This is a genomic window from Psychrobacter sp. W2-37-MNA-CIBAN-0211 (assembly GCF_040309405.1).
GTDB lineage: Bacteria > Pseudomonadota > Gammaproteobacteria > Pseudomonadales > Moraxellaceae > Psychrobacter > Psychrobacter glaciei.
In genome coordinates, this window is the sequence record NZ_JBEOOU010000001.1 from 403,260 (window position 1) to 423,545 (window position 20,286).

Sequence of the window (20,286 nt, forward strand, 5' to 3'; positions counted from 1 at the left end):
ATCAAGAGCGCCTCGGATCAAACGCATCACGCAGCGCTTCGCCTACAAAGATGAGCAATGACAAGATAAAGGTCAAACTAAAGAAGCCTGACAAAGCCAGCCAAGGCGCATCGAGGTTGTTTTTCCCTTGCACCATCAGCTCACCTAGAGACGGCGAGCCGGGCGGCAATCCATATCCCAAAAAGTCCAGCGCGGTCAAAGCAATAATATTGGCCGTTAAGATAAAAGGCAACTGCGACAAGCTTGAGGCTAAGGCATTGGGCAAGATATGTCTTAGCATAATCTGACTGTCCGACACCCCAAGATTGCGCGCGGCTCGCACATAGTCAAAATTACGGGCGCGCAAAAACTCTGCCCGCACCAAACCAACCAGACCCATCCAGCCAAATAACAGCATTAACCCAAATAACATCGTAATACTGGGGCTGAATAAGCTAACCAAAATAATAATCATAAACAGTTGAGGCATACCGCCCCACACTTCCATGAAGCGCTGCCCTGCTAGATCCACCCAGCCACCATAATAGCCTTGTATTGCACCGACGATAATACCAATTAATGCGCCCGCGAGCGTCAGTGCCAGACCGAACAATAACGATACCCGCATACCATAAAGTATCCGCGCCAGCACATCACGCCCCATGTCATCAGTGCCAAGCCAATTCTGAGCGTTTGGTGCTGCTGGATAAGGCAGACCCAACTCAACATTCGGCGTCTGATCGGCAAACGGAATAGGCGGCATCACATAAAACCCTTGCTCATCAATCAGCGTTTGCACCGCAGGATCTTTGTAATTGGTTTCGGTCTCGAACACACCGCCAAACGTCGTTTCAGGATAGGCCTTTAATACAGGAAAGTAATAGTCGCCTTCATATTGCACCAGCAGCGGCTTGTCATTAGCGATGACATTAGCCGCCATACAAATGACAAATATCACCGCAAAAACAAACAGTGATACCACCCCAAGCCTATTTTGGCGAAAGCGGTTTAGGCGTGCTTGCCAGATAGGGTTCAGCCGACGTTTTTTTGGCATAGAGACAGGAGATGCAGACGAAGGCGTTGAAGGTAATGGATGACTTGACATTAGCGCCCCTCAAAATCAATACGAGGATCGATTAAGTGATAACTCAAATCACTGATCAACTGTAATAGCAGTCCCACTAACGTGAAGATAAATAGCGTGCCGAATATCACTGGATAATCGCGCTGTTGAATGGCTTCGAAACCTAACAAGCCCAAGCCATCAAGCTTAAAGATAATCTCAATCAAAAAGTTACCCGCAAAGAAAATCCCAACGATAGCAGCTGGAATACCGGCGATAATAATCAGCATGGCATTACGAAACACATGTCCGTATAGCACTTGACGCTCACCCAAGCCTTTGGCACGTGCAGTAAGTACGTATTGCTTGCCCAACTCTTCCAAAAAACTGAATTTGGTTAGATAGGTCAAGCCAGCAAACCCACCAACCGTACTTGCCAACAGCGGTAAGGCCAAATGCCAAAAATAATCTTTCACTTTACCAAGGGTGCTTAATTGGTCAAAGTTTTCCGACGTTAGCCCCTGTAGCGGAAAAAGATTCCAGTAGCTCCCACCAGCAAAAAACACTAGTAAAATTACTGCAAATACAAACACGGGTATCGCATGTCCGATAGCAAGCAGCATGGCAGTGACTTTATCAATCCCTGAGCCATGATGCATGGCTTTATAGACTCCAAGCGGAATGGCTATCATATAAATCAGCAGCGTGCTCCAAAGCCCAAGCGAGATTGAGACTGGTAGCTTTTCTATGATGAGATCAGTCACCGATTGGCCTTTAAAAAACGACTCACCAAAATCCAGTTGGGCGTAGTTTTTTAGCATAAGCCAAAATCGCTCGGGGGCAGACTTGTCAAAGCCATATTGGGCATTGATCGCAGCAACCATTTCCTCAGAGAGACCACGCGTCCCTTGATAAGTGCTGTCATTACCACCTGCACTGCCCGCGCCAATATTACCACCGAGCGCATTGTCTTTTGCACCTTGCTCGATAAGCGCCAGTTGCTGCTCAACAGGCCCTCCAGGTGCCGCTTGCACAATCACAAAATTCGCCAGCAATATCAAAAATAGCGTCGGTAATATCAACAGTAATCTTTTTAAGATATAACGACCCATAATGGCAGCTTCCTAAAATAAACAAATATCGGAACAGAAAAATGAGCAGCTAACACTTATTTAAAAAGCAATGATCTAAAAAACAGCTATCAAAGATGCATGAGGCTTTAAAAGTTGTTTTTCAGCTCACGTAGCGCTGCAAATACCGTTAAAGACTTGTCATCATCGATCGTCACTTTGGATTTAACCCCTGCTATCACGCTCGGTTCTTGTGTGCGTAAAAATACATTTATTGCACGCTCATGCTCTAGGGTCACAGGTAATGTCGGCACACCTTGTGCAGTTTGCGCCTCTGCTTGCGCCAATGCTTGCTGCATCGTTTCGTTGTCAGGCTCAATAGATAGCCCAAAACGTAGATTGCTGGCTGTGTACTCGTGCGCAGGATATAGCAATGTCTCGGCAGGCAGTTCATTTAAACGTTTAAAGCTGTCATGCAACTGCTCAATCGTACCAGTAAAAACACGCCCACAACCGCCACTGAATAAAGTATCCCCACAGAAGCAATGTTTTTGTCCATCAATATCCAAGATATAAGCCATATGGCTGGCGGTATGCCCTGATATATCCCAAACTTGTGCAGAGCAGCCCCACGCACTGACTGTACTACCGTCTTTTATCGTTTGATCCTCATCAACTGTATGTTCACTATGTGCGACTAAATGCGTCATCGGGTAGGATTCTTGCAACTCTGCGACGCCCCCAGTATGGTCGTGGTGATGATGAGTCGTCCAAATCGAGGTAAGTTCTAGCTGGTTATCTTCTAGATAGCCAACGACAGGTTCAGCTTGACCGGGATCAATGACAATCGCTTGCTTATTGTTTTCATTGATTAATGTCCAAATATAGTTGTCGCTAAATGCTTTAATTGGGTGAATACGGATACTCATATTAAGTCCTTACAGATGATTGTCTTTATTGCAAATACCTTTTATCAATCTTTTTAAAATAAAATTTTAAGATTATGGTCTGTTGAACATTCAAATGTGGTACTGGCAGTGGCTATTTTTTAGACAATACGCAGTGAAATTTTTGACGCCTAGTCATTCTAGGGTAGACAATTTCGCCATGTATTGGCAAAAAATAGCCCTGCCCTGAAAGGCTGATGCTAAAATCACCCCAAACGTTGTTGTAAACCTAGCTAAGGTCTCGACATTATCGTCGGTTTACGCCTAGTTTGATGCGATTTTAGCGATCAGCAGTCCTAATATTTGAATGTTCAACAGACCCTAAGCGTCATATCATTTATTGTTTTAAATACTGATTGACGCGTGCTTCTGCTTCTTTATCAACCCACCAGTAATCAATACCGACGGCATTGGTTGGCAGTTTTTTAGTATGACGATATTGATCCCAATAGGCGACATTGGTGCCAGATTTCCCATATAGCGGCACTAAATAATGCCCTGCGCGTAGCAAGCGATCAAGTACCTGAGTATACAACACAATCTCTTCACGATTTTCAGCGCCGCCCAACGCTGCTACCACTTCGTCGATAGCGGCATTTTTCATACCAACCGTATTATGATTGCCAGGCTCATCGGCAGCAGCGCTGCCCCAAAATGCTGCTTGCTCAGCACCAGGAGACAGACTTTGGGCAAATACATCGACAACCATATCATAATCGAAACGTCGCATACGCTCATAATATTGTGGCCCATCGACTTGGCGCAAAGTCGCATCAAATCCTAAGCGTTTTAGGTTACGAATATAAGGTAACAACACCCGACCCATGGTCTCGCCTGTCATCAAAATCTCAATCTGAGCAAGCGATCCATTAGGCTGATATAACTTCATATCGTTATAATAAAACCCAGCATCTAACAAAAGCTGCCGCGCTTTTAGTAACCCTTCACGGTTAAAGCCGTTACCATCACTGGTGGGCAGCTGCCATTCTGCTAATACGGCTTTACGTTGAATCGGCTCAAGCTTAGACAATAAAGGCGTTAATACCTGCATTTCTTGGCTAGACGGCGTACCCGTTGCCGCCAGCTCTGAGCCATGAAAAAAGCTCTGCAAGCGCTCATACTGCCCATGAAATAAGGTCTTATTCATCCATTCAAAGTCATAAGCGGCGGTCAGTGCTTGACGAACTCTAATGTCCTGAAAGATTGGGCGGCGCATATTCATGACCAAGGCTTGCATCGGTACTGGGTTTTGACTGGTGATCGTTTCTTTATTAATGAGACCCGCTTTTACTGCTGGAAAATTATAACCCGTTGCCCAATTAGAGGCTTTGTTCTCAGGGCGGAAGCGATATTGACCAGACTTGAAACCTTCAAAAGCAATCTCATCGCTTTGATAGTAGACAAACTTAATCATATCAAAGTTATAACGACCACGGTTGACCATCAGATCACGTCCCCAATAATTGGGATCACGTACATAGCTCACCGAACGCCCTGCATCGACCCGACCTAGCTTATAAGGCCCACTACCCATCAATGGCGTTAAGCTTATCTTTTCAAAATCAGCATCGATAGAGGATTTGGCAAAGATAGGAAACTGTCCAACCGTCAGTAAGATTTCCTTGTTCTCAGTAGAAGCAAAGACAAATTTGACTTGCTGATCATCAATGACTTGAATGTCTTTGATATCACTTAGATAACTGCGAATGTACATCGGGCCTTTATTTAATATCGCCTCATAAGTCGCTTTGACATCGCGACTGGTTACCGGTGATCCATCCCAAAAGCGGGCGGCAGGATTGAGGTGATATACAATCCAACTGGTGTCATCAGGATCATACGTTACCTTGCTTGCCAGCTGCGGATACATCGTAAAAGCTTCATTTAGTGAGCCTGTCATCAAAGTATCATATAGGTAATCGGTACCAATCATCGCCACGCCCGTGGTCATCCATTTATTGGCAGCATTAAAGGTGCCACGTGCATCGAGCGAGAGCGTACCCCCTGTCGGCGCGTTTGGATTGGCATAGGGCATATAAGGCGAATTAACATATTCAGCAGTGCTGTTATGTGCAAGCGCAGTAATGGTAATTGGTGTCGCCATACTGGCTGGTATCCAACTCGCCATTGCCACTAACAAGACGGTTTTTAGCATGGTATTTTTTATCATAATAAAGTTATAACAAACCCCTCTGCTAAACCAAATGGATGTATAGAGAATTTACCTAATGACTGAAAACTCATCGCAGCTTAAATGAGAAGCAAACAAAAACATAAGTTATCACAACAGCTGAAAATTTTATCATAACAAACTTAGGTTTTTTAACCTAATAGTTTGCAGTGTTAGGTATAGCGCATCATTTGCCCTAAAACAATAATAATTCTCATAAAAAAAGACGCAGCTCATAAAGTTGCGTCTTTTTCCTCAAACCCATGCTGACTTAAGCGTGTTTTTTTTCAAATGCAATCATAAAGTCGACCAGTTTTTGTACCCACTCAAGCGGTACAGCATTGTAGATACTGGCACGCATACCGCCGACATCACGATGACCTTTTAGATGCAGTAAGCCTGCTTTTTCTGACTCTTCTAAGAATACTTTATCAAGGCTACTGTCTGCTAAAGTAAAAGGCACATTCATGATAGAGCGATACTTAGACGCAACTGGATTGTTATAAAAACTGCTGTCATCAATCGTTTTGTAGAGCAGGTCTGCTTTTTGCTGATTGATTTTGCCGATAGCAGCAACGCCACCCTGCTCTTCTAACCACTCAAATACCAATCCCGCCAAGTACCAAGAATACGTCGCTGGCGTGTTTGACATAGACTCTTTGTCAGCTTGATGCTCATAATTCATTAGCAGCGGACACCACTCACTTGCCTGCCCTAACAAGTCGTCACGGATAATCACAATGACAAGTCCTGCTGGACCGATATTTTTTTGCGCACCCGCGTAAATCATCCCAAATTTTGAGACGTCAATTGGCTGTGACAAAATGCAAGAAGACATATCAACGATAATTGGTGCATCAACGGTTGGTGGCTCAAATATCTGCAAGCCATGAATCGTTTCATTGGCGCAGTAATGGAAGTAAGCTGCATCTTCACTCAGATTCCAATCGCTTTGATCAGGTACATCGGTAAAGTTGCTTTCTTTGCCTGTTGCAACCACATTAGTCTCGCCAAGACCTAGTTTGGCATAGCGCGCTGCTTCTTTGACTGCTTTACCTGACCAAGCACCTGTCGTTAAATAATCTGCGCGCCCACCGTTTAATAGGTTTAGTGGAATCGCTGAAAACTGTAAGCTAGCGCCGCCTTGTAGAAACAGCACCTTATAATTATCTGGAATGTCCATCAACGAACGCAATTTAGACTCAGCTTTTTCAGTAATCGCCAGATACTCTTTACTGCGATGACTTACTTCCATGACCGACAGTCCGCGTCCTTGCCAATCGAGCAACTCTTCTTGAGCGCGTGATAATACGGCAGTTGGTATCGTAGCAGGTCCCGCTGAAAAATTAGGTACACGGTTAGGAGCAGCTTGGGTAGTCATAATCATTATCCTAAATATGATGAAATCATCGTTGTTTGTCGGAGCGTAAAAGTTGCCTATCAAAATTATTTTAAAAGTGATTTTAGTTGTCTTTATTTGCTCATGTTTTTATTTATACAAATAACTTGCCAAAATACCAATGGGTAATTGGGCAGATGGCTTAAGCAGACAATTTCTCCCAAAGCTGCCGCTTTAAGCTGCTATCAGCAAGCATTTCCTCTAACGTGGGCACAGTCGTAAAGTGAGGATGCTCAAGCCCTTCAGGCAATGCGGTTAATGCTGCTACTTTTATCTCCTCGCTACGACCAATCTTAAAGACATATCCAGCAAGACTGGCATTGGCAAGCTCAGCAGTATCCATACCTTCACAGATAGGAAAGGACGTTGTCTCACAAGTGATTGATAGCGATTCAGTGATATTTTTCCATAGCTTTTGACTGTCATTATTAAGTGCTTGAATATCAACCAAAATCACCCAATAGCCATAGCGACCACCTTGCAAATCAAATGGTGTGACTTTTTTAAAGTTATCATCACTATTTATATGAGCAATAGGACTTTGCCCGATAGCGGCTGTGGTTTGGTGAGTTATTTCGTCTACGAGGGATTTGACAGGTACGTCACCTACAGCTTTGACACTAGTATCAAAACTATAGGTGACGGGGCTTTGTGCGTCGGGTTGTGCTAATCCTATATCATTAGTATCATGATAATAGTTACGCGTGGCGTCATCATCGATGGCCGCTGATACAGAATCAGCAAATGCTATATTCGACATATCAACGTTCGCAGCAGCATTACCTTGCTGTTCTATACTTGGTTGTTCGATGTTTATATCAGATGGCACAGCCTGAGTGCTAGTATCATCTGTAGGATCAGGAATAATAGGCGCAGAGATATCTGCCATATTTATAGTGGCTGAGCTTGGCTGTACCCATTGATTGATACCCATCATTGCTAAAATTTGACGCTGCTGCATACGATGTTGCAATACAATTAGCGGGTCTTGGATATCACTCATTCGACTCTACTATCCTACTTATCTTAAATGGGTTTACAGATTTTTAATGCTAAAAATAACGTTGAAAAAGCGTTTCAAACATCTCGCTCTTTGTCAGCCGAATAGGCATAGCACTTCAATCAATTCAATTTATTAGAAAAGCTGCCGAACGCCTAGCCAATGCTCTGCTAGTAGTATCAAGCAATCGTGCTCATCTTGACTGACTATCGTATCGTGTAACATCACCGTATGCAATGTACTCAGCCATTGCCGATATTCATTATAATCTATTTGACTGCTATCCTGTTGCTTCTCTCGATAATTATCCTCAATCTGAGTATCTATGATGGACACCCTAGAGGTGGATTTTTGAAAGCTAGGTACAGCGTCAATGATGGCCAGTAGCTGGACGCTATTCAAACCTTGTGCCGTCAATAATAGCCATTGCAAATTTGCATCACTGACTTCGGTCAAAGTAATGTCAATCAAGCGCGCATGTCGTCTCAAATCCACAATATAGTGGGCAACACTGTTATTATTATAACCAAATAGCGAGCTATCTAGCATCGATATCATTTGACCTTTGACATCTTTCGATAAGCGATAAGCCAACAAAGTAAGCATCGTTGTATCAGAAGCCCTAAGACCATCAAACACCTGACCTGACGGATCAAGCTGAGCAACGATACTGTCCGTGCCAGCCTGCAATGCTTGCTGCCATGTAGTCTGTCTATCTGTACTTTTATCATTTAAAACTTTAGACAATATCGGCAACAGTTTCTGTAAATGCAGCGCCTGCCATAGCGATAAAATCGATGGTACTTGAGACACTGCATTCTCTGAGTGAGTGAATCCTGACTTAGCTGTATCAGCAGAATCATTGATGATATTATCAGAAAAATTTTGGCTTAAATCAGCCGTCAAGCAGCCTTGAAGTAACTCAAATATGCCCTGCTGATAGCGCAACAACATCGTACGGCACTTTTTTTTCTGGACATAATGCTGGTAACTTTGATTGCTATGACTGCTCTCATGCTTCAGACGTAGCTCTGCAATCACGCTTTCTGATAGGTCGTGCTGACTCAAGTTCTTTATGGCAGTCGTGATTAGAACACTGTCCAATCGTCGATCAACACTCGCCACGGTTTCTATTAATTTATGGTCGATGGCATGCGGTAAAATTTGCGATTGGGAATTATTATCGGTTTTGTTAGCAGAAATCTCGTACCAAATGTCAGCCAAGTCATAAGTACTTATCGTTGCTAGAGCTTGACCCTGATGACAAAGCATCACAGCTTCGATCAATGCTTGTGCGCCCAAAGGATGATGACTGTGATCAAGAATGTACTGTGGCAATGAGACTTTTTTAATATCATCAATGCTAATGAGCGCTGCCGATGGCAAATCGCTATCAGGTTTTGCCTGCCAAGGTTTTAATAGTTGATAAGTGCCAGCATCTTGCGACTTTACCTGCAACCGTCCATCAATGATTAGATCTTCTGCTACAACAAAATCTAGCCCTTTTTCTTCTTTTACTACTCCACTATCCAACGCTTGAGTAGAGAGTAGTTCTACGTGGGATGATTGTTTATTAGCATTGTCTTTTTTATTAATGCTTAGGCTATTTGTTTTTACTTTCCTCACATCACCCAAACGACGCTGCTCATATATTTCTTTTATTTTTTGCTGATTTATCCGTTTGTCTTTAGCGACTTGTACCGAAAATTGATGATACGCATCAGCATTAACAGCACCCATACGCTCAGTCAAGCTTGGATGGGTAGCAAACCATGACACATCGCCCAAATCCGCCCCACTACTGGCAAAGAAAAAATGACTGAGTCCATTGATATCAGCGATTCCAGATAGACGCGAGCCAAGTGAGTCTTGATGGATGGCTTTTAAGGTTTCTACAATCGCCGGCGAACGTGTCAATTGCACGCTAGTGGCATCAGCAAGCAGCTCACGCTGGCGGTTGAAGCTGTGCTTAATCAACTGAGCGCTTGCCATACTAGAGAAGCTCAAGCCATGTAATAGCAATGTCCAAACACTACGCGGTGCTTGACGATCTATCACAGGTCTATTTTGCACCCATTTCGACTGACGCTTGGCTGAGAGCTGCTTTTGTTGTGGTTGCTGCTGCCAGTAAACGACCCACTCACTATGAGTGGTAAAACTGGCGGTTTGCGCCTCGGTACTGCGTGCAAAATTATCAACCTGTCTCTGTGATAGAGACTTTTGGGAGGTGCTATCACTATCGAAGTAACGGTGATTGGAAATTGGATCACTCCAGTCATATAGTATTTGCAAACCTGCCAATATCACCATCAGCTGTAGATTAAAGCGGGCATCACCATGCAGTATATGACCATATTCATGACCAATGAGACCATACAACGCCTCATCAGACAATTTATCTAGCGCGCCTTGGGTAACGACCAGCACCATATCTTGGCTATGACGACCAGCGACGAAACCATTAATACCCTGCTCATCAGGTAATACATATAAGATCGGTGTACTCAAGCCCGAGGCAATCGCTAACTGCTGAGCAATCTCACAATAACGACGATAGACTGGTGGAAAGTCACGCTCATCACGCACTGCTATATGGCGTGAGCTATAGCGAACTTTCTCCTTAGTTTCGTGTTGATGCGCGACCCCGTGGCTGTGCTCCCATGCTTCTTGACTGTTATCGATAAACAGCCTAACCGCTCCTATTCGCTGAGCAATAGCGCGGCCACCTGCTCTCAGGCGTCGATACTCTAAGAAACTACCACCAATGAAACTACCTAATATCAAGATAATGACCAGAACCAATATCCAGTGAGATATACCGCCCGTAAATACAGTTAATAGTAGCCCCATGACAACGAGACCTACCGCCATATGAGCAAGTACAATCAGCAAAAAAAGCCCATAAAGGAATAGACTGCGCCGCGTACGTATCCGCTGTTCACCGAAAAAATCCATCAGTTTAAGCTGCCTAGAGTTCGCCAAATTTATCTAAACCTCAGCCCATATTGACAATAGGTGCCTGAGCAATCGCTTCTCTATCTTCGAACACTAAAGGACTGAGTGGACGAAAGCCAAAAGTCGTACTGACGAGGTTATTGGGGAATATTTCGCGGTCGTTATTATAAAACATCACGCTATCATTATAATGCTGACGAGCAAAACCAATACGATTTTCCGTATTGGTTAACTCGTCCATTAATTCCTTGATCATACTATCGGCTTTTAGCTCAGGGTATGCTTCAACGACAGCAGAAAACTGACTCAACGCTTTAGACAACATACCTTCTGCTTTTGCAAATAGCGCCATATGATCAAGCGATTCTGGCTGATGCTTATTAGAGTCTTGTAGCTCTTGAGCATGATTACGCGCACTGATGACGCGAGTAAGTGTTTCTTGTTCATGGCTCAAATAACGCTTGGCTGTTTCGACCAAATTAGGAATCAAATCATGACGACGTTTAAGCTGTACATCTATCTGTGCAAAACCATTCTTTGCTTGGTTACGTGCGCGTACCAGCTTATTAAATATCGTGATGCCAAAGACTACTGCCAACACTACAATAATAATGAATAGCCAAACAAACATCTTCATAATCGAACCCCAGAGTGTCTAGAATGTTAATAAAAGTTAATACATTGTATTTTAACCTATATTAATCAATGAAGCTTTGAAATTAAAGAAATTAAAGAAATTAAAGAAATTAAAGAAATTAAAGAAATTAAAAAGTAAATCGAATGAAATTTTGGACAAAAAAAAGCCCTTTACAATGAAGGGCTTAATACATCATAAAAGCGTCTTTGATACTTCGTCAAAACTAATATCAAATTTTAGGCAAAAAAAAGCGACTCCATCAGCACATCCTCGGCACACATCATAACTATTACCGTTGCTACCTTCCGGTCCTGGCGGGATTCATAGAACAATGTTGCGAGGCTACCAATGGAGCCACCAGATGCAAATTATACAAGGATTTTTTAATTTTACAACCCCTATCTTAAAACTGTTTGTTTTAGACGGGAAAATGACCCTGTAACTTAAGTCAGCAACTTAGCCCAGTAACTTAGGTCACAAAATTCTCACAGCAACTCACAGAAATTTTGCTATTTTAGTGAATGAAGTTGCACACATATCAATATTTAGAAAATAAGAGGTACAGCTTCTCATATAAAGACCATTAAAATAAACTTAGGAGATAATAATGAAAAATACTTTACTTAATAAAGCAGCACTGGCTTCTGGTACGGTTTGTCTCATGACCGCAATGATGGGTAGTGCCCATGCAGAGCCAACAGGCTATGACCAGCTAACGTTTCAAACAGAAGTAAAAGAAGAGATCCAAAACGATGAAGTAAGAGCCAGCTTGTACAAAAAAGCACAGGCAGCAGATTCTAAAACTCTAGCCACAACGCTCAATACATCCATTAATAATGCTATGAAAATTGCCAAGCGCTACCCTAGCGTCACTGTCAGCACCGGACAGCAGCGCACTTATCCACGCTATGACAAAAACGACAAAATCATTGGCTGGACAGGTCAGGCAAATATAGATTTGAAGAGTACAGATTTCTCAGCGACCAGCCAGCTCATTGCTGATTTACAAGAAACATTGGTTATGGACAATCTGAACTTTGGTGTCTCAGATACCAAAAAAGATGCTTTAGAGCAAAAGCTAATGACTGAAGCCTCTCGCGCTTTTCAACAGCAAGCCAAGAGCCTCACCCGTGCTTGGGACGCTCGTGGCTACCGCGTTGTTAATGTTAACCTGAATACAGGTAGCAACTATCCACGTCCAATGTATAGCGCCATGAGCATGAAATCAGGAATGGCAGACGAGGCAGTGCCAAGCCAAAGCTTTGAATCTGGTAATAGTACTGTATCAGTCACTGCTAACGGTACCATTGAGCTGACTAAATAATTGAGCAAAGTTCGTCCAATGTAAGATAATTAAGCAAAAAGAAAGGAGCACTCACTTACCATAGTGGCTGCTCCTTTTTTAAATTCTCAACAACAAAATAGCTTAAATAGTTTTATTAATATAATCAGCACCTATACAGCTTATTTAGTAAAAGCATTATTGGTAATAGATTGATTGCTCTGTACTTTTTGTAAACTACCGTCCTGTTGGCGCAGTTTTAACATCACTTTTTGATGCCAAGGTAAATTCTGATAAGCCAAAAGCTGTTTTGCAATCTTCTTATTATTTTGCAAAGTTGTATTGTTTTGAATCACATAAACCGTGCGCGCGGCTTGTTGCAGCGTTTGACCTTTCACGCTTTGAATGACCGCCGTTATCGTATGAGCGCCTGGCAACGCATCTATCGTAGCAATCGTCGCATTTAGACCTTGAGCGACTTCGTTGCCGTCAAAATAAATACGGACACTATCACCTGCTTGCAGCGCAGGCTTAATTTGTAGTGCTACATTAATACTTTGCGCTGGACGCCGATAAGCACGTTCTTCGCTGGGCTCAGTGATAGCCAGTTGATAGTTGATTGGTGCTTTGACCGTTGCATCGTTGGTAGCAGGTATAGAGGCGGTTTGCGTGGCATTCGTAGCAGTCTGATTATCTCTAGTGCTATTATTTGAGCCACTCGTTCCATTACCTGTCGTCACTGTCGTCTGACTGACTTGTTTACCCACCTGCTGCTCATAGCTTTGCGGGCGATCAGTAAAGGTCACCTGACCTGTTTGCTCGTCGACCACTTTATAAATGGGTGCAGCATTTGCTAAAGGCGCACAGAGACTGGCTATGGCAGTGATCGTCAATAGCCCTACCTTCGCATGGCCTTTCGAAACATTCAGTTTTGATAATGAAATCATAGTCAGTCAACCTAATTAGTGTCTACTATTAATATACTTTTACAGTAACCATTATGCGATACTTTCAATTTAAAATCAGTAGTGATTTTGGAGAAATGTTATTCATTTATCTTGTGCACTTTATCCGCAGACATAAAAAAACCAGCTAAGAGTTACTTAACTGGTTTTTATTCATTAAGACAATATTGAGTCTACGCTATAAATTAGCAGCTGTAATACATGTCAAATTCAACAGGATGTACAGTCACATTCAGACGTTGTACTTCTTCTTCTTTCAAAGCAATAAACGCTTCTAGCATGTCTTCAGTGAATACATCACCTTTTAATAAGAAGTCATGATCGTCACGCAACGCTTGTAACGCTACATCTAAGCTTTCTGCAACCGTTGGGATTTGTGCTTCTTCTTCTGGTGGCAAGTCATATAAGTTTTTGTCAGCGGCTTCACCTGGATGCATCTTGTTCTGGATACCGTCAAGGCCAGCCATCAACAATGCAGCAAACGCTAGATATGGGTTAGCCGTTGGATCAGGGAAACGGGCTTCAACACGTACCGCTTTAGGGCTGCTCACGTGTGGAATACGAATAGACGCTGAACGGTTAGACGCTGAATAAGCAAGTTTAATAGGTGCTTCATAATGCGGCACTAGGCGCTTATAGCTGTTGGTTGATGGGTTGGTAATGGCGTTCAATGCACGAGCATGCTTGATAATACCACCGATGAAATACAATGCTGTTTCAGACAGACCCGCATACTCATCACCTGAGAATGTGTTTACGCCGTCTTTTGAGATAGACATATGTACGTGCATACCTGAACCGTTATCACCAACGATTGGCTTAGGCATAAAGGTAGCTGTTTTGCCAAACTGATGCGCAACGTTATGAACAACATATTTCAATTGCTGAACTTCATCTGCTTTACGAACCATGGTGTTGAATGCCACACCAATCTCAGACTGGCAAGAAGCAACTTCATGATGATGCACTTCAACTGTGCCTTCGCCAACGATTTCTTCGATGCGTTCACACATGACAGCACGCATATCGTGTGAGCTATCGATTGGTGGTACTGGGAAATAGCCGCCTTTAACACGCGGACGATGCGCCATGTTGCCCCACTCGTAAGTCTCGCCAGTCGACCATGCTGCTTCTTCAGCAGTGATTTTATGACTAACGCCAGACATATCGATTGACCATTTAACGTCATCAAATACAAAGAATTCAGGCTCAGGACCGAAGTAGGCAGTATCACCAATACCAGTAGATTTCAAATACTCTTCAGCGCGGCGAGCGATAGAACGTGGGTCACGATCGTAGCCCTGTAGCGTTGATGGCTCGATGATGTCACAAGTGACCACAACAGTGACCGCATCAAAGAACGGGTCTAGAAAAGCCGTTTCTGGATCAGGACGCAAGATCATATCTGACGCTTCAATACCTTTCCAGCCAGCGATAGATGAGCCATCGAACATTTTGCCATCTTCCATCACATCTTCGTCAACGCTATGCGCTGGGAAGCTGATGTGCTGCTCTTTACCGCGTGTATCGGTGAAGCGAAAGTCAACCCATTTAGCATTAGAGGATTGGATAAGATCTAATAGTTTATTCGACATGAATAGTCTCCGTTGTGTTGATCACGTTATTGCGATTTAAAATTATGAGTGCAGTATTCTTGTTCAAGAATGTTAGATGTGCTTTTGAGACTGAAATAATGCATACGATATTCTGCTTATTATCAGCACTATTCAGCGTATTAGTCAAGATACTCATCTAAAGCGTTTTTTCAATCAGACCAACAGTCATCTCAATGGTCTAAAAATACGCCAAGTCAATTCTAACGTTATTCTAGCAATATATAACTCATAATGCTGAACTCTTCAGGCACTTGTTAATAATTATTTTTAGACCTGTCTCTTTGTGGTCACAAATAATCATAACAGCATAACTGCAAGGGCTATGCCAACTCTCTAAGAACCGAATGGTATTAATGGCTAAGGCAACAGCATTACTGATAGCAAATACAATAACTTATCATAAAAAATACACACATATGAAGACTGTTATTCCGATGATTATCTTTTTAACACTCCTTATATAGAGCAATGAACCGCACTACCATTGCACCAAATTAGTGTGATTATTAATGTAATGGTAATAACTCGCTCTATTTTGGTGCGATTTAATATCTAGAGTTATTTAGTAATCTCATCATCATGCGCCATATTTGATAGAGGACGAAATAATGGTAAGATAACGGCATCCCACAGCAGCAGCTGTCACTCTTATAGCGGTATGGCATCATGCATGGACAGTAACCCATAGCAGTGCAGGCAATAGTAGCGCAGACAAATTCAACTATAGAAACACCTAAAAATCAATAAGTTGAACACAATGATTCTAATGATCGATAATTACGACAGCTTTACGTACAATATTGTACAGTACTTCGGTGAGTTGCAGCAGGACATCACTGTGTGGCGTAACGATCAGATCACCATCGATCAAATTAAGGTCTTAGCTCCCGATGCCATTGTCATTGGCCCAGGACCGTGTGACCCATCCCGCGCTGGTATTTCGTTAGCCGTCATTGAGACTTTTAAAGGCATTATCCCTATACTGGGCATTTGCTTGGGACATCAAGCCATTGGGCAGGCATTTGGCGGACAGGTTGTCAAAGCAGGTGAAGTGATGCACGGACGTTTATCCGCCGTTTACCACAATGGCACAGGCGTATTTTCAGGCCTACCTAATCCCTCACAAGTCACGCGTTATCATTCACTCGTCATTGATAAGATCAGTTTACCCGAGTGTCTTGAGCTGACCGCATGGACACAAAATATTGATGGCAGCATTGAGGAAATCATGGGTATCCGTCATAAAAAACTTGCTATAGAAGGTGTACAGTTCCATCCTGAGTCTATTTTGAGCGAGGCTGGTTATCAGCTACTCAACAACTTTTTGCAGACTCACAATCTGGCTGTACTAGCCTCAGACAAGCTACCGCAAGTTGGTTAGTTTTGACTAAAGTACTTGCTTTGATTACTCTATTCCAAATCCCTTATAGATCCATATAAAAAATAAAATTAAGCGAGACCATAATGAGTACGACGAAAATAGAAGAAACGCACACGCCAGATAGTATTGAGAGACTGTCCGATACAGAAACACATCAACTACTGACGACCGCTTTAGGTAGAATTTTTCAGCACATTGATTTGACCTTTGATGAGATGTATCAAGTGATGCTGATTATCATGCAAGGCAGATGTAGCGACGCTATGATGGGCGCTATTTTGACTGGTCTACGCATGAAAGGTGAATCCATCGATGAGATTACGGCATCAGCCAGCGCCATGCGTGCATTGGCGGCGAATATCGAACCAAAAAACTGTGAACATCTAGTCGATATCGTTGGCACTGGCGGTGATGGCGCTAATTTATTCAACGTCTCGACGGCATCGGCCTTTGTTGTGGCGGCTGCGGGAGCACAAGTCGCTAAACACGGCAATCGCGGGGTCTCTACTAGGTCTGGTAGCTCAGACTTACTTGAGCAGGCTGGTATCAGTCTGTCGCTCACCCCAGAGCAAGCAAAAGACTGTATCGAAAACCAAGGCATCGGCTTTTTGTTTGCGCCCAATCACCATAGCGCCATGCGTTATGCCAATCCTATACGCCGTGAGCTAAAATCGCGTACTATCTTTAATATTTTAGGGCCATTAACCAACCCTGCTGGCACACCCAATTTGGTCATTGGTGTCTTTACCGCTCAACTGTGTGAACCTATCGCCAAAGTCATGAAAAACCTAGGCGCACGTCATGTCATGGTGGTTGGCGCAAAAGATGGCTTAGATGAAATCAGCCTTGCCACCTCTACCACTGTCGCTGAGTTAAAAAACGGTGAGATATCCGTTTATGAGATGATGCCAGAAGATGCTGGCATCGAATCACAAACGCTGATTGGGCTCGATGTAGACTCACCAGAGCAAAGCCTTGAGCTGATACGCGCCGCTCTATCAGGCGCAGAAACCAACGACCGCTCAGTACTCAAAGCCCGCGATATGATTGCTCTAAATGCAGGCGCAGCGATATACACCGCAGGGCTTGCCAGCAACTATCCTAATGGGGTTAGCCGTGCTCAGCAGATACTACAAAATGGCGATGCGTTAATCAAGCTTGAGTCTTTAGCCAAATACACACAGCAGCTGGCGGCTCAGGATTAGCTTGCAAGCACTAATGTAGTGCATTCATTACCATTACTGTCTATTTTCATCTAACGATATTCGGATACCAGCATGACCACAACCCATTCAGACATACCTTCAGTGCTACAGCGCATTGTCGCCACTAAAATAGAAGAAGTAAAAAAGGCTCAAGAGGTACTATCTCTTGAAAATTTACAAGCCAAGGTCGCAGCTGATAATAAACCGCGTCGAGGTTTTGCTCAGGCATTGCGAGCTATCAGTACTGAAGAGAGCGGTATCGGTATCATTGCTGAAATTAAAAAAGCCTCTCCCTCTAAAGGCATTATCAACCATAACTTCGCACCCGCGCTATTTGCTCAGCAGTACGAGCAAGCTGGTGCCAGTTGCCTGTCAGTACTAACTGATCGCGATTATTTTCAGGGCGATGATAGCTACCTTATTCAAGCAGCTAATACCTCAAGCCTGCCGATACTGCGCAAAGATTTTATGATTGATGAGTATCAAATATATCAATCCTATCTAATGGGTGCAGATTGCATATTATTAATCATGGCTTGCCTCGACGATGAGCAAGTACAAGAGCTCCATGCCTTGAGTATCAAACTGGGCATGGACGTATTGATTGAAGTACATACCAAGGCCGAGCTTGAGCGCGCCTTACAATTGCCACGCTCTGATCATAATATCTATGGTATTAATAATCGTGATTTGAATACTTTTGACGTTGATCTACAAACCACGCTTGACCTAAAAAATATTTTGCTCGAAGCATTGGCTACCGATGCTGATGGCACAGCACAGAAACCCCTTATCGTTACCGAGAGCGGCATTCATAGCAGCGGTGACATCCGTTTGATGCTGGAGCAAGGCATTCAACACTTCTTGATCGGTGAACAATTTATGAAAACGGATCACCCTGGACAAGCGTTACAATCCTTACTTGCGGGCAGCGCAGCAGACGGGTAAAGTAACTCAATCATTCAAGCTTCAATAGACGCTAGATCGCTTGAACAATGCGTGTGCTATACGGATTGTTCAATCCTTTATTCATCAATCAACGATACGTTAACTTTTATGTCAAATTCTCTATTTTCAAAAGAAATGCAAGACCAACTCAAAGAATTAAAAGGACAGCTGAGCAAAGGCCGTGATACCGATTCACCTGAAGGTGAAGATCAAAAGCCTACAGAACCTGTCTCGTTACTCACCCAAAAGCAAGTCAAAAAGACTGTCAAACAGTTGGACAGTGAGCATATCGACGACGATAAAGTTCTATTTATGCAAGCGATGCATGGCGTCAATCAGCTCGATGACAAAAACGTCCGCTCCCCTGCCAACGCCGCAAAAGCGCGTAAACCTGATGCCGCCACACTTTCGAAACGTGCTGCCGCGCAAGGTAGTGAGGCTAGTGATTTAGGCGCTGGCTTATCAGATATGCAGGCGCTACTCAATCCTGTGGCTGGCGAAGCTTATCTGTCTTACAAGCAGCCGACCCTACAAAATAAAATTTTTACCCAGCTCAAACAGGGCAAGCTGCGTTGGTATGATGCGGTAGATATCCATGGTTGCACCATTGATGAAGCACGCGCTGCCATGACTCAACTATTGAGCCAAGCAAAGCAAAATAATGAAACTATGGTAAAAATAGTCCATGGTAAAGGTAGCGAAGCTATTTTAAAAACTTGCGTCAACGGTTGGCTACGTCAATTGCCAGAAGTACTGGCATTTTGCTCTGCCCCGCCAAAAGATGGTGGAAACGGCGCGGTATTAGTACTGCTTAAAAAACCTAAAACTGATGGCGAATAAGCTGCATCGTTAAACATAAAAAGGACTGCTTATTGGCAGTCCTTTTTGTTATGCTCATTATCAAAAAAAACTATCTACATCATTGTTGGCGTCTATAGTCAAAACATCCTAAAAATGCGACGGTATGGCTGATGTATCGATATTACTTTTCTATAGCTTTAGCAGTATCTAAATCAATGAGGATAAGATGTTTATGAGTCTACAAACTATTGAAAACACTGAAGAGTTAGAAGAGCATATCATTGCTTTGATTGCCATCGAACCAAGATTCGCTCCTGTTTATGAGCAAGTTGGGATGCCCAGTCTTAGGCACAATGCAGGTGGGTTTGAGCAACTAATGAGAGCGATGGTGGGTCAACAGCTATCAGTAGCAGCCGCGGCCAGTATTTGGAAAAAGCTGGTTGCGGCAGGTTTGACAACCCCTCAGGCTATTGCTGAAGCACAGGACGAAACGTTACGAGCACAAGGCTTATCTAGGCAAAAGATGCGCTATGTCCGATCTTTAGTAGCGCATGATATAGACTTTACTACCTTAACAACCATGCCAAATGAAGCGGCTATAAAGACACTCACAGCAGTCACTGGCATTGGACGTTGGACGGCTGAGATGTATTTATTGTTTTCTCTAAAACGCGATGACATACTGGCGGTCGATGATTTAGCGATTAAAGTCGCAGCGATGACAGTATTAGGTCTAGCAGAACGCCCGACACCGAAACAGCTAAAGGGATTGACCGAAATCTGGTCACCACATCGTAGCGCTGCCAGCCTGCTTCTATGGTCATATTACGGCTTACTACGTGATAAAACTGCCGTACCTTTATAGTTC

Annotated in this window: 16 protein-coding genes and 1 other RNA gene; 6 read left to right on the top strand and 11 right to left on the bottom strand. The window is 43.3% G+C overall.

What is annotated here, in order from left to right; genetic code table 11:
* Position 1: 1 nt before the first annotated feature.
* From AAEY72_RS01705 to ffs, 9 genes are all read right to left on the bottom strand, one after another.
* On the bottom strand, positions 2-1,033 hold the full coding sequence (locus AAEY72_RS01705; RefSeq protein ID WP_502945341.1) for an ABC transporter permease: 1,032 nt from the start codon (positions 1,031-1,033) through the stop codon (positions 2-4).
* A 50-nt stretch (positions 1,034-1,083) separates the two neighbouring features.
* Positions 1,084-2,154, bottom strand: coding sequence for a microcin C ABC transporter permease YejB (yejB, locus tag AAEY72_RS01710; RefSeq protein ID WP_352309217.1), 1,071 nt, complete (start codon positions 2,152-2,154; stop codon positions 1,084-1,086).
* Positions 2,155-2,261: 107 nt separating this feature from the next.
* Positions 2,262-3,041, bottom strand: a complete 780-nt coding sequence (gene gloB, locus AAEY72_RS01715; RefSeq protein ID WP_352309218.1) for a hydroxyacylglutathione hydrolase — start codon at positions 3,039-3,041, stop codon at positions 2,262-2,264.
* Positions 3,042-3,396: 355 nt separating this feature from the next.
* Positions 3,397-5,229 carry an extracellular solute-binding protein gene (locus AAEY72_RS01720; protein WP_352309219.1) on the bottom strand — a complete coding sequence of 611 codons (1,833 nt, stop codon included), beginning with the start codon at positions 5,227-5,229 and terminating at the stop codon, positions 3,397-3,399.
* 271 nt (positions 5,230-5,500) lie between these two features.
* The gene (gene serC, locus AAEY72_RS01725; RefSeq protein WP_352309220.1) at positions 5,501-6,610 is read right to left on the bottom strand and encodes a 3-phosphoserine/phosphohydroxythreonine transaminase; all 1,110 of its coding nucleotides are present in this window, start codon (positions 6,608-6,610) and stop codon (positions 5,501-5,503) included.
* 160 nt (positions 6,611-6,770) lie between these two features.
* Positions 6,771-7,631, bottom strand: a complete 861-nt coding sequence (locus tag AAEY72_RS01730) for a hypothetical protein (protein ID WP_352309221.1) — start codon at positions 7,629-7,631, stop codon at positions 6,771-6,773.
* Positions 7,632-7,763: 132 nt separating this feature from the next.
* Positions 7,764-10,583 carry a M48 family metalloprotease gene (locus AAEY72_RS01735; protein ID WP_352309223.1) on the bottom strand — a complete coding sequence of 940 codons (2,820 nt, stop codon included), beginning with the start codon at positions 10,581-10,583 and terminating at the stop codon, positions 7,764-7,766.
* A 40-nt stretch (positions 10,584-10,623) separates the two neighbouring features.
* Positions 10,624-11,220: a LemA family protein gene (locus AAEY72_RS01740; protein WP_010201928.1), complete on the bottom strand. Its 597-nt coding sequence runs from the start codon at positions 11,218-11,220 to the stop codon at positions 10,624-10,626.
* Positions 11,221-11,474: 254 nt separating this feature from the next.
* Positions 11,475-11,571, bottom strand: an RNA gene (gene ffs, locus AAEY72_RS01745) — signal recognition particle sRNA small type.
* A gap of 256 nt (positions 11,572-11,827) precedes the next feature.
* Here ffs and AAEY72_RS01750 point away from each other — a divergent pair.
* The gene (locus AAEY72_RS01750; protein WP_189581806.1) at positions 11,828-12,544 is read left to right on the top strand and encodes an SIMPL domain-containing protein; all 717 of its coding nucleotides are present in this window, start codon (positions 11,828-11,830) and stop codon (positions 12,542-12,544) included.
* Positions 12,545-12,684: 140 nt separating this feature from the next.
* Here AAEY72_RS01750 and AAEY72_RS01755 read toward each other — a convergent pair whose 3' ends face one another.
* The gene (locus AAEY72_RS01755; protein WP_352309224.1) at positions 12,685-13,449 is read right to left on the bottom strand and encodes a DUF4124 domain-containing protein; all 765 of its coding nucleotides are present in this window, start codon (positions 13,447-13,449) and stop codon (positions 12,685-12,687) included.
* Positions 13,450-13,652: 203 nt separating this feature from the next.
* Positions 13,653-15,062 (bottom strand): type I glutamate--ammonia ligase, encoded by a 1,410-nt coding sequence (gene glnA, locus AAEY72_RS01760; RefSeq protein WP_010201934.1) that lies wholly within the window; start codon positions 15,060-15,062, stop codon positions 13,653-13,655.
* Between the two features lie 778 nt (positions 15,063-15,840).
* Between glnA and AAEY72_RS01765 the strand changes: the two genes are divergently transcribed.
* The 5 genes from AAEY72_RS01765 (at position 15,841) to AAEY72_RS01785 (ending at position 20,283) form a co-directional block, all read left to right on the top strand.
* Positions 15,841-16,464 carry an anthranilate synthase component II gene (locus AAEY72_RS01765; protein ID WP_201593622.1) on the top strand — a complete coding sequence of 208 codons (624 nt, stop codon included), beginning with the start codon at positions 15,841-15,843 and terminating at the stop codon, positions 16,462-16,464.
* Positions 16,465-16,547: 83 nt separating this feature from the next.
* Positions 16,548-17,669, top strand: a complete 1,122-nt coding sequence (gene trpD, locus AAEY72_RS01770) for an anthranilate phosphoribosyltransferase (RefSeq protein WP_189581797.1) — start codon at positions 16,548-16,550, stop codon at positions 17,667-17,669.
* A gap of 72 nt (positions 17,670-17,741) precedes the next feature.
* Positions 17,742-18,617 carry an indole-3-glycerol phosphate synthase TrpC gene (gene trpC / locus AAEY72_RS01775; protein WP_352309225.1) on the top strand — a complete coding sequence of 292 codons (876 nt, stop codon included), beginning with the start codon at positions 17,742-17,744 and terminating at the stop codon, positions 18,615-18,617.
* 108 nt (positions 18,618-18,725) lie between these two features.
* Positions 18,726-19,457, top strand: a complete 732-nt coding sequence (locus tag AAEY72_RS01780; protein ID WP_010201940.1) for a Smr/MutS family protein — start codon at positions 18,726-18,728, stop codon at positions 19,455-19,457.
* A 193-nt stretch (positions 19,458-19,650) separates the two neighbouring features.
* The gene (locus AAEY72_RS01785) at positions 19,651-20,283 is read left to right on the top strand and encodes a DNA-3-methyladenine glycosylase family protein (RefSeq protein ID WP_352309226.1); all 633 of its coding nucleotides are present in this window, start codon (positions 19,651-19,653) and stop codon (positions 20,281-20,283) included.
* The last annotated feature ends 3 nt before the right edge of the window (positions 20,284-20,286 follow it).

Coding starts and splice junctions, on each gene's coding strand:
- AAEY72_RS01705 (WP_502945341.1), bottom strand. CDS start 1,033: ATGCCAAAAAAACGTCGGCTGAACCCTATCTGGCAAGCACGCCTAAAC.
- AAEY72_RS01720 (WP_352309219.1), bottom strand. CDS start 5,229: ATGATAAAAAATACCATGCTAAAAACCGTCTTGTTAGTGGCAATGGCG.
- AAEY72_RS01785 (WP_352309226.1), top strand. CDS start 19,651: ATGAGTCTACAAACTATTGAAAACACTGAAGAGTTAGAAGAGCATATC.
- AAEY72_RS01765 (WP_201593622.1), top strand. CDS start 15,841: ATGATTCTAATGATCGATAATTACGACAGCTTTACGTACAATATTGTA.
- trpC (WP_352309225.1), top strand. CDS start 17,742: ATGACCACAACCCATTCAGACATACCTTCAGTGCTACAGCGCATTGTC.
- AAEY72_RS01740 (WP_010201928.1), bottom strand. CDS start 11,220: ATGAAGATGTTTGTTTGGCTATTCATTATTATTGTAGTGTTGGCAGTA.
- yejB (WP_352309217.1), bottom strand. CDS start 2,154: ATGGGTCGTTATATCTTAAAAAGATTACTGTTGATATTACCGACGCTA.
- AAEY72_RS01750 (WP_189581806.1), top strand. CDS start 11,828: ATGAAAAATACTTTACTTAATAAAGCAGCACTGGCTTCTGGTACGGTT.
- trpD (WP_189581797.1), top strand. CDS start 16,548: ATGAGTACGACGAAAATAGAAGAAACGCACACGCCAGATAGTATTGAG.
- AAEY72_RS01780 (WP_010201940.1), top strand. CDS start 18,726: ATGTCAAATTCTCTATTTTCAAAAGAAATGCAAGACCAACTCAAAGAA.
- AAEY72_RS01735 (WP_352309223.1), bottom strand. CDS start 10,583: ATGGATTTTTTCGGTGAACAGCGGATACGTACGCGGCGCAGTCTATTC.
- serC (WP_352309220.1), bottom strand. CDS start 6,610: ATGACTACCCAAGCTGCTCCTAACCGTGTACCTAATTTTTCAGCGGGA.
- AAEY72_RS01730 (WP_352309221.1), bottom strand. CDS start 7,631: ATGAGTGATATCCAAGACCCGCTAATTGTATTGCAACATCGTATGCAG.
- glnA (WP_010201934.1), bottom strand. CDS start 15,062: ATGTCGAATAAACTATTAGATCTTATCCAATCCTCTAATGCTAAATGG.
- gloB (WP_352309218.1), bottom strand. CDS start 3,041: ATGAGTATCCGTATTCACCCAATTAAAGCATTTAGCGACAACTATATT.
- AAEY72_RS01755 (WP_352309224.1), bottom strand. CDS start 13,449: ATGATTTCATTATCAAAACTGAATGTTTCGAAAGGCCATGCGAAGGTA.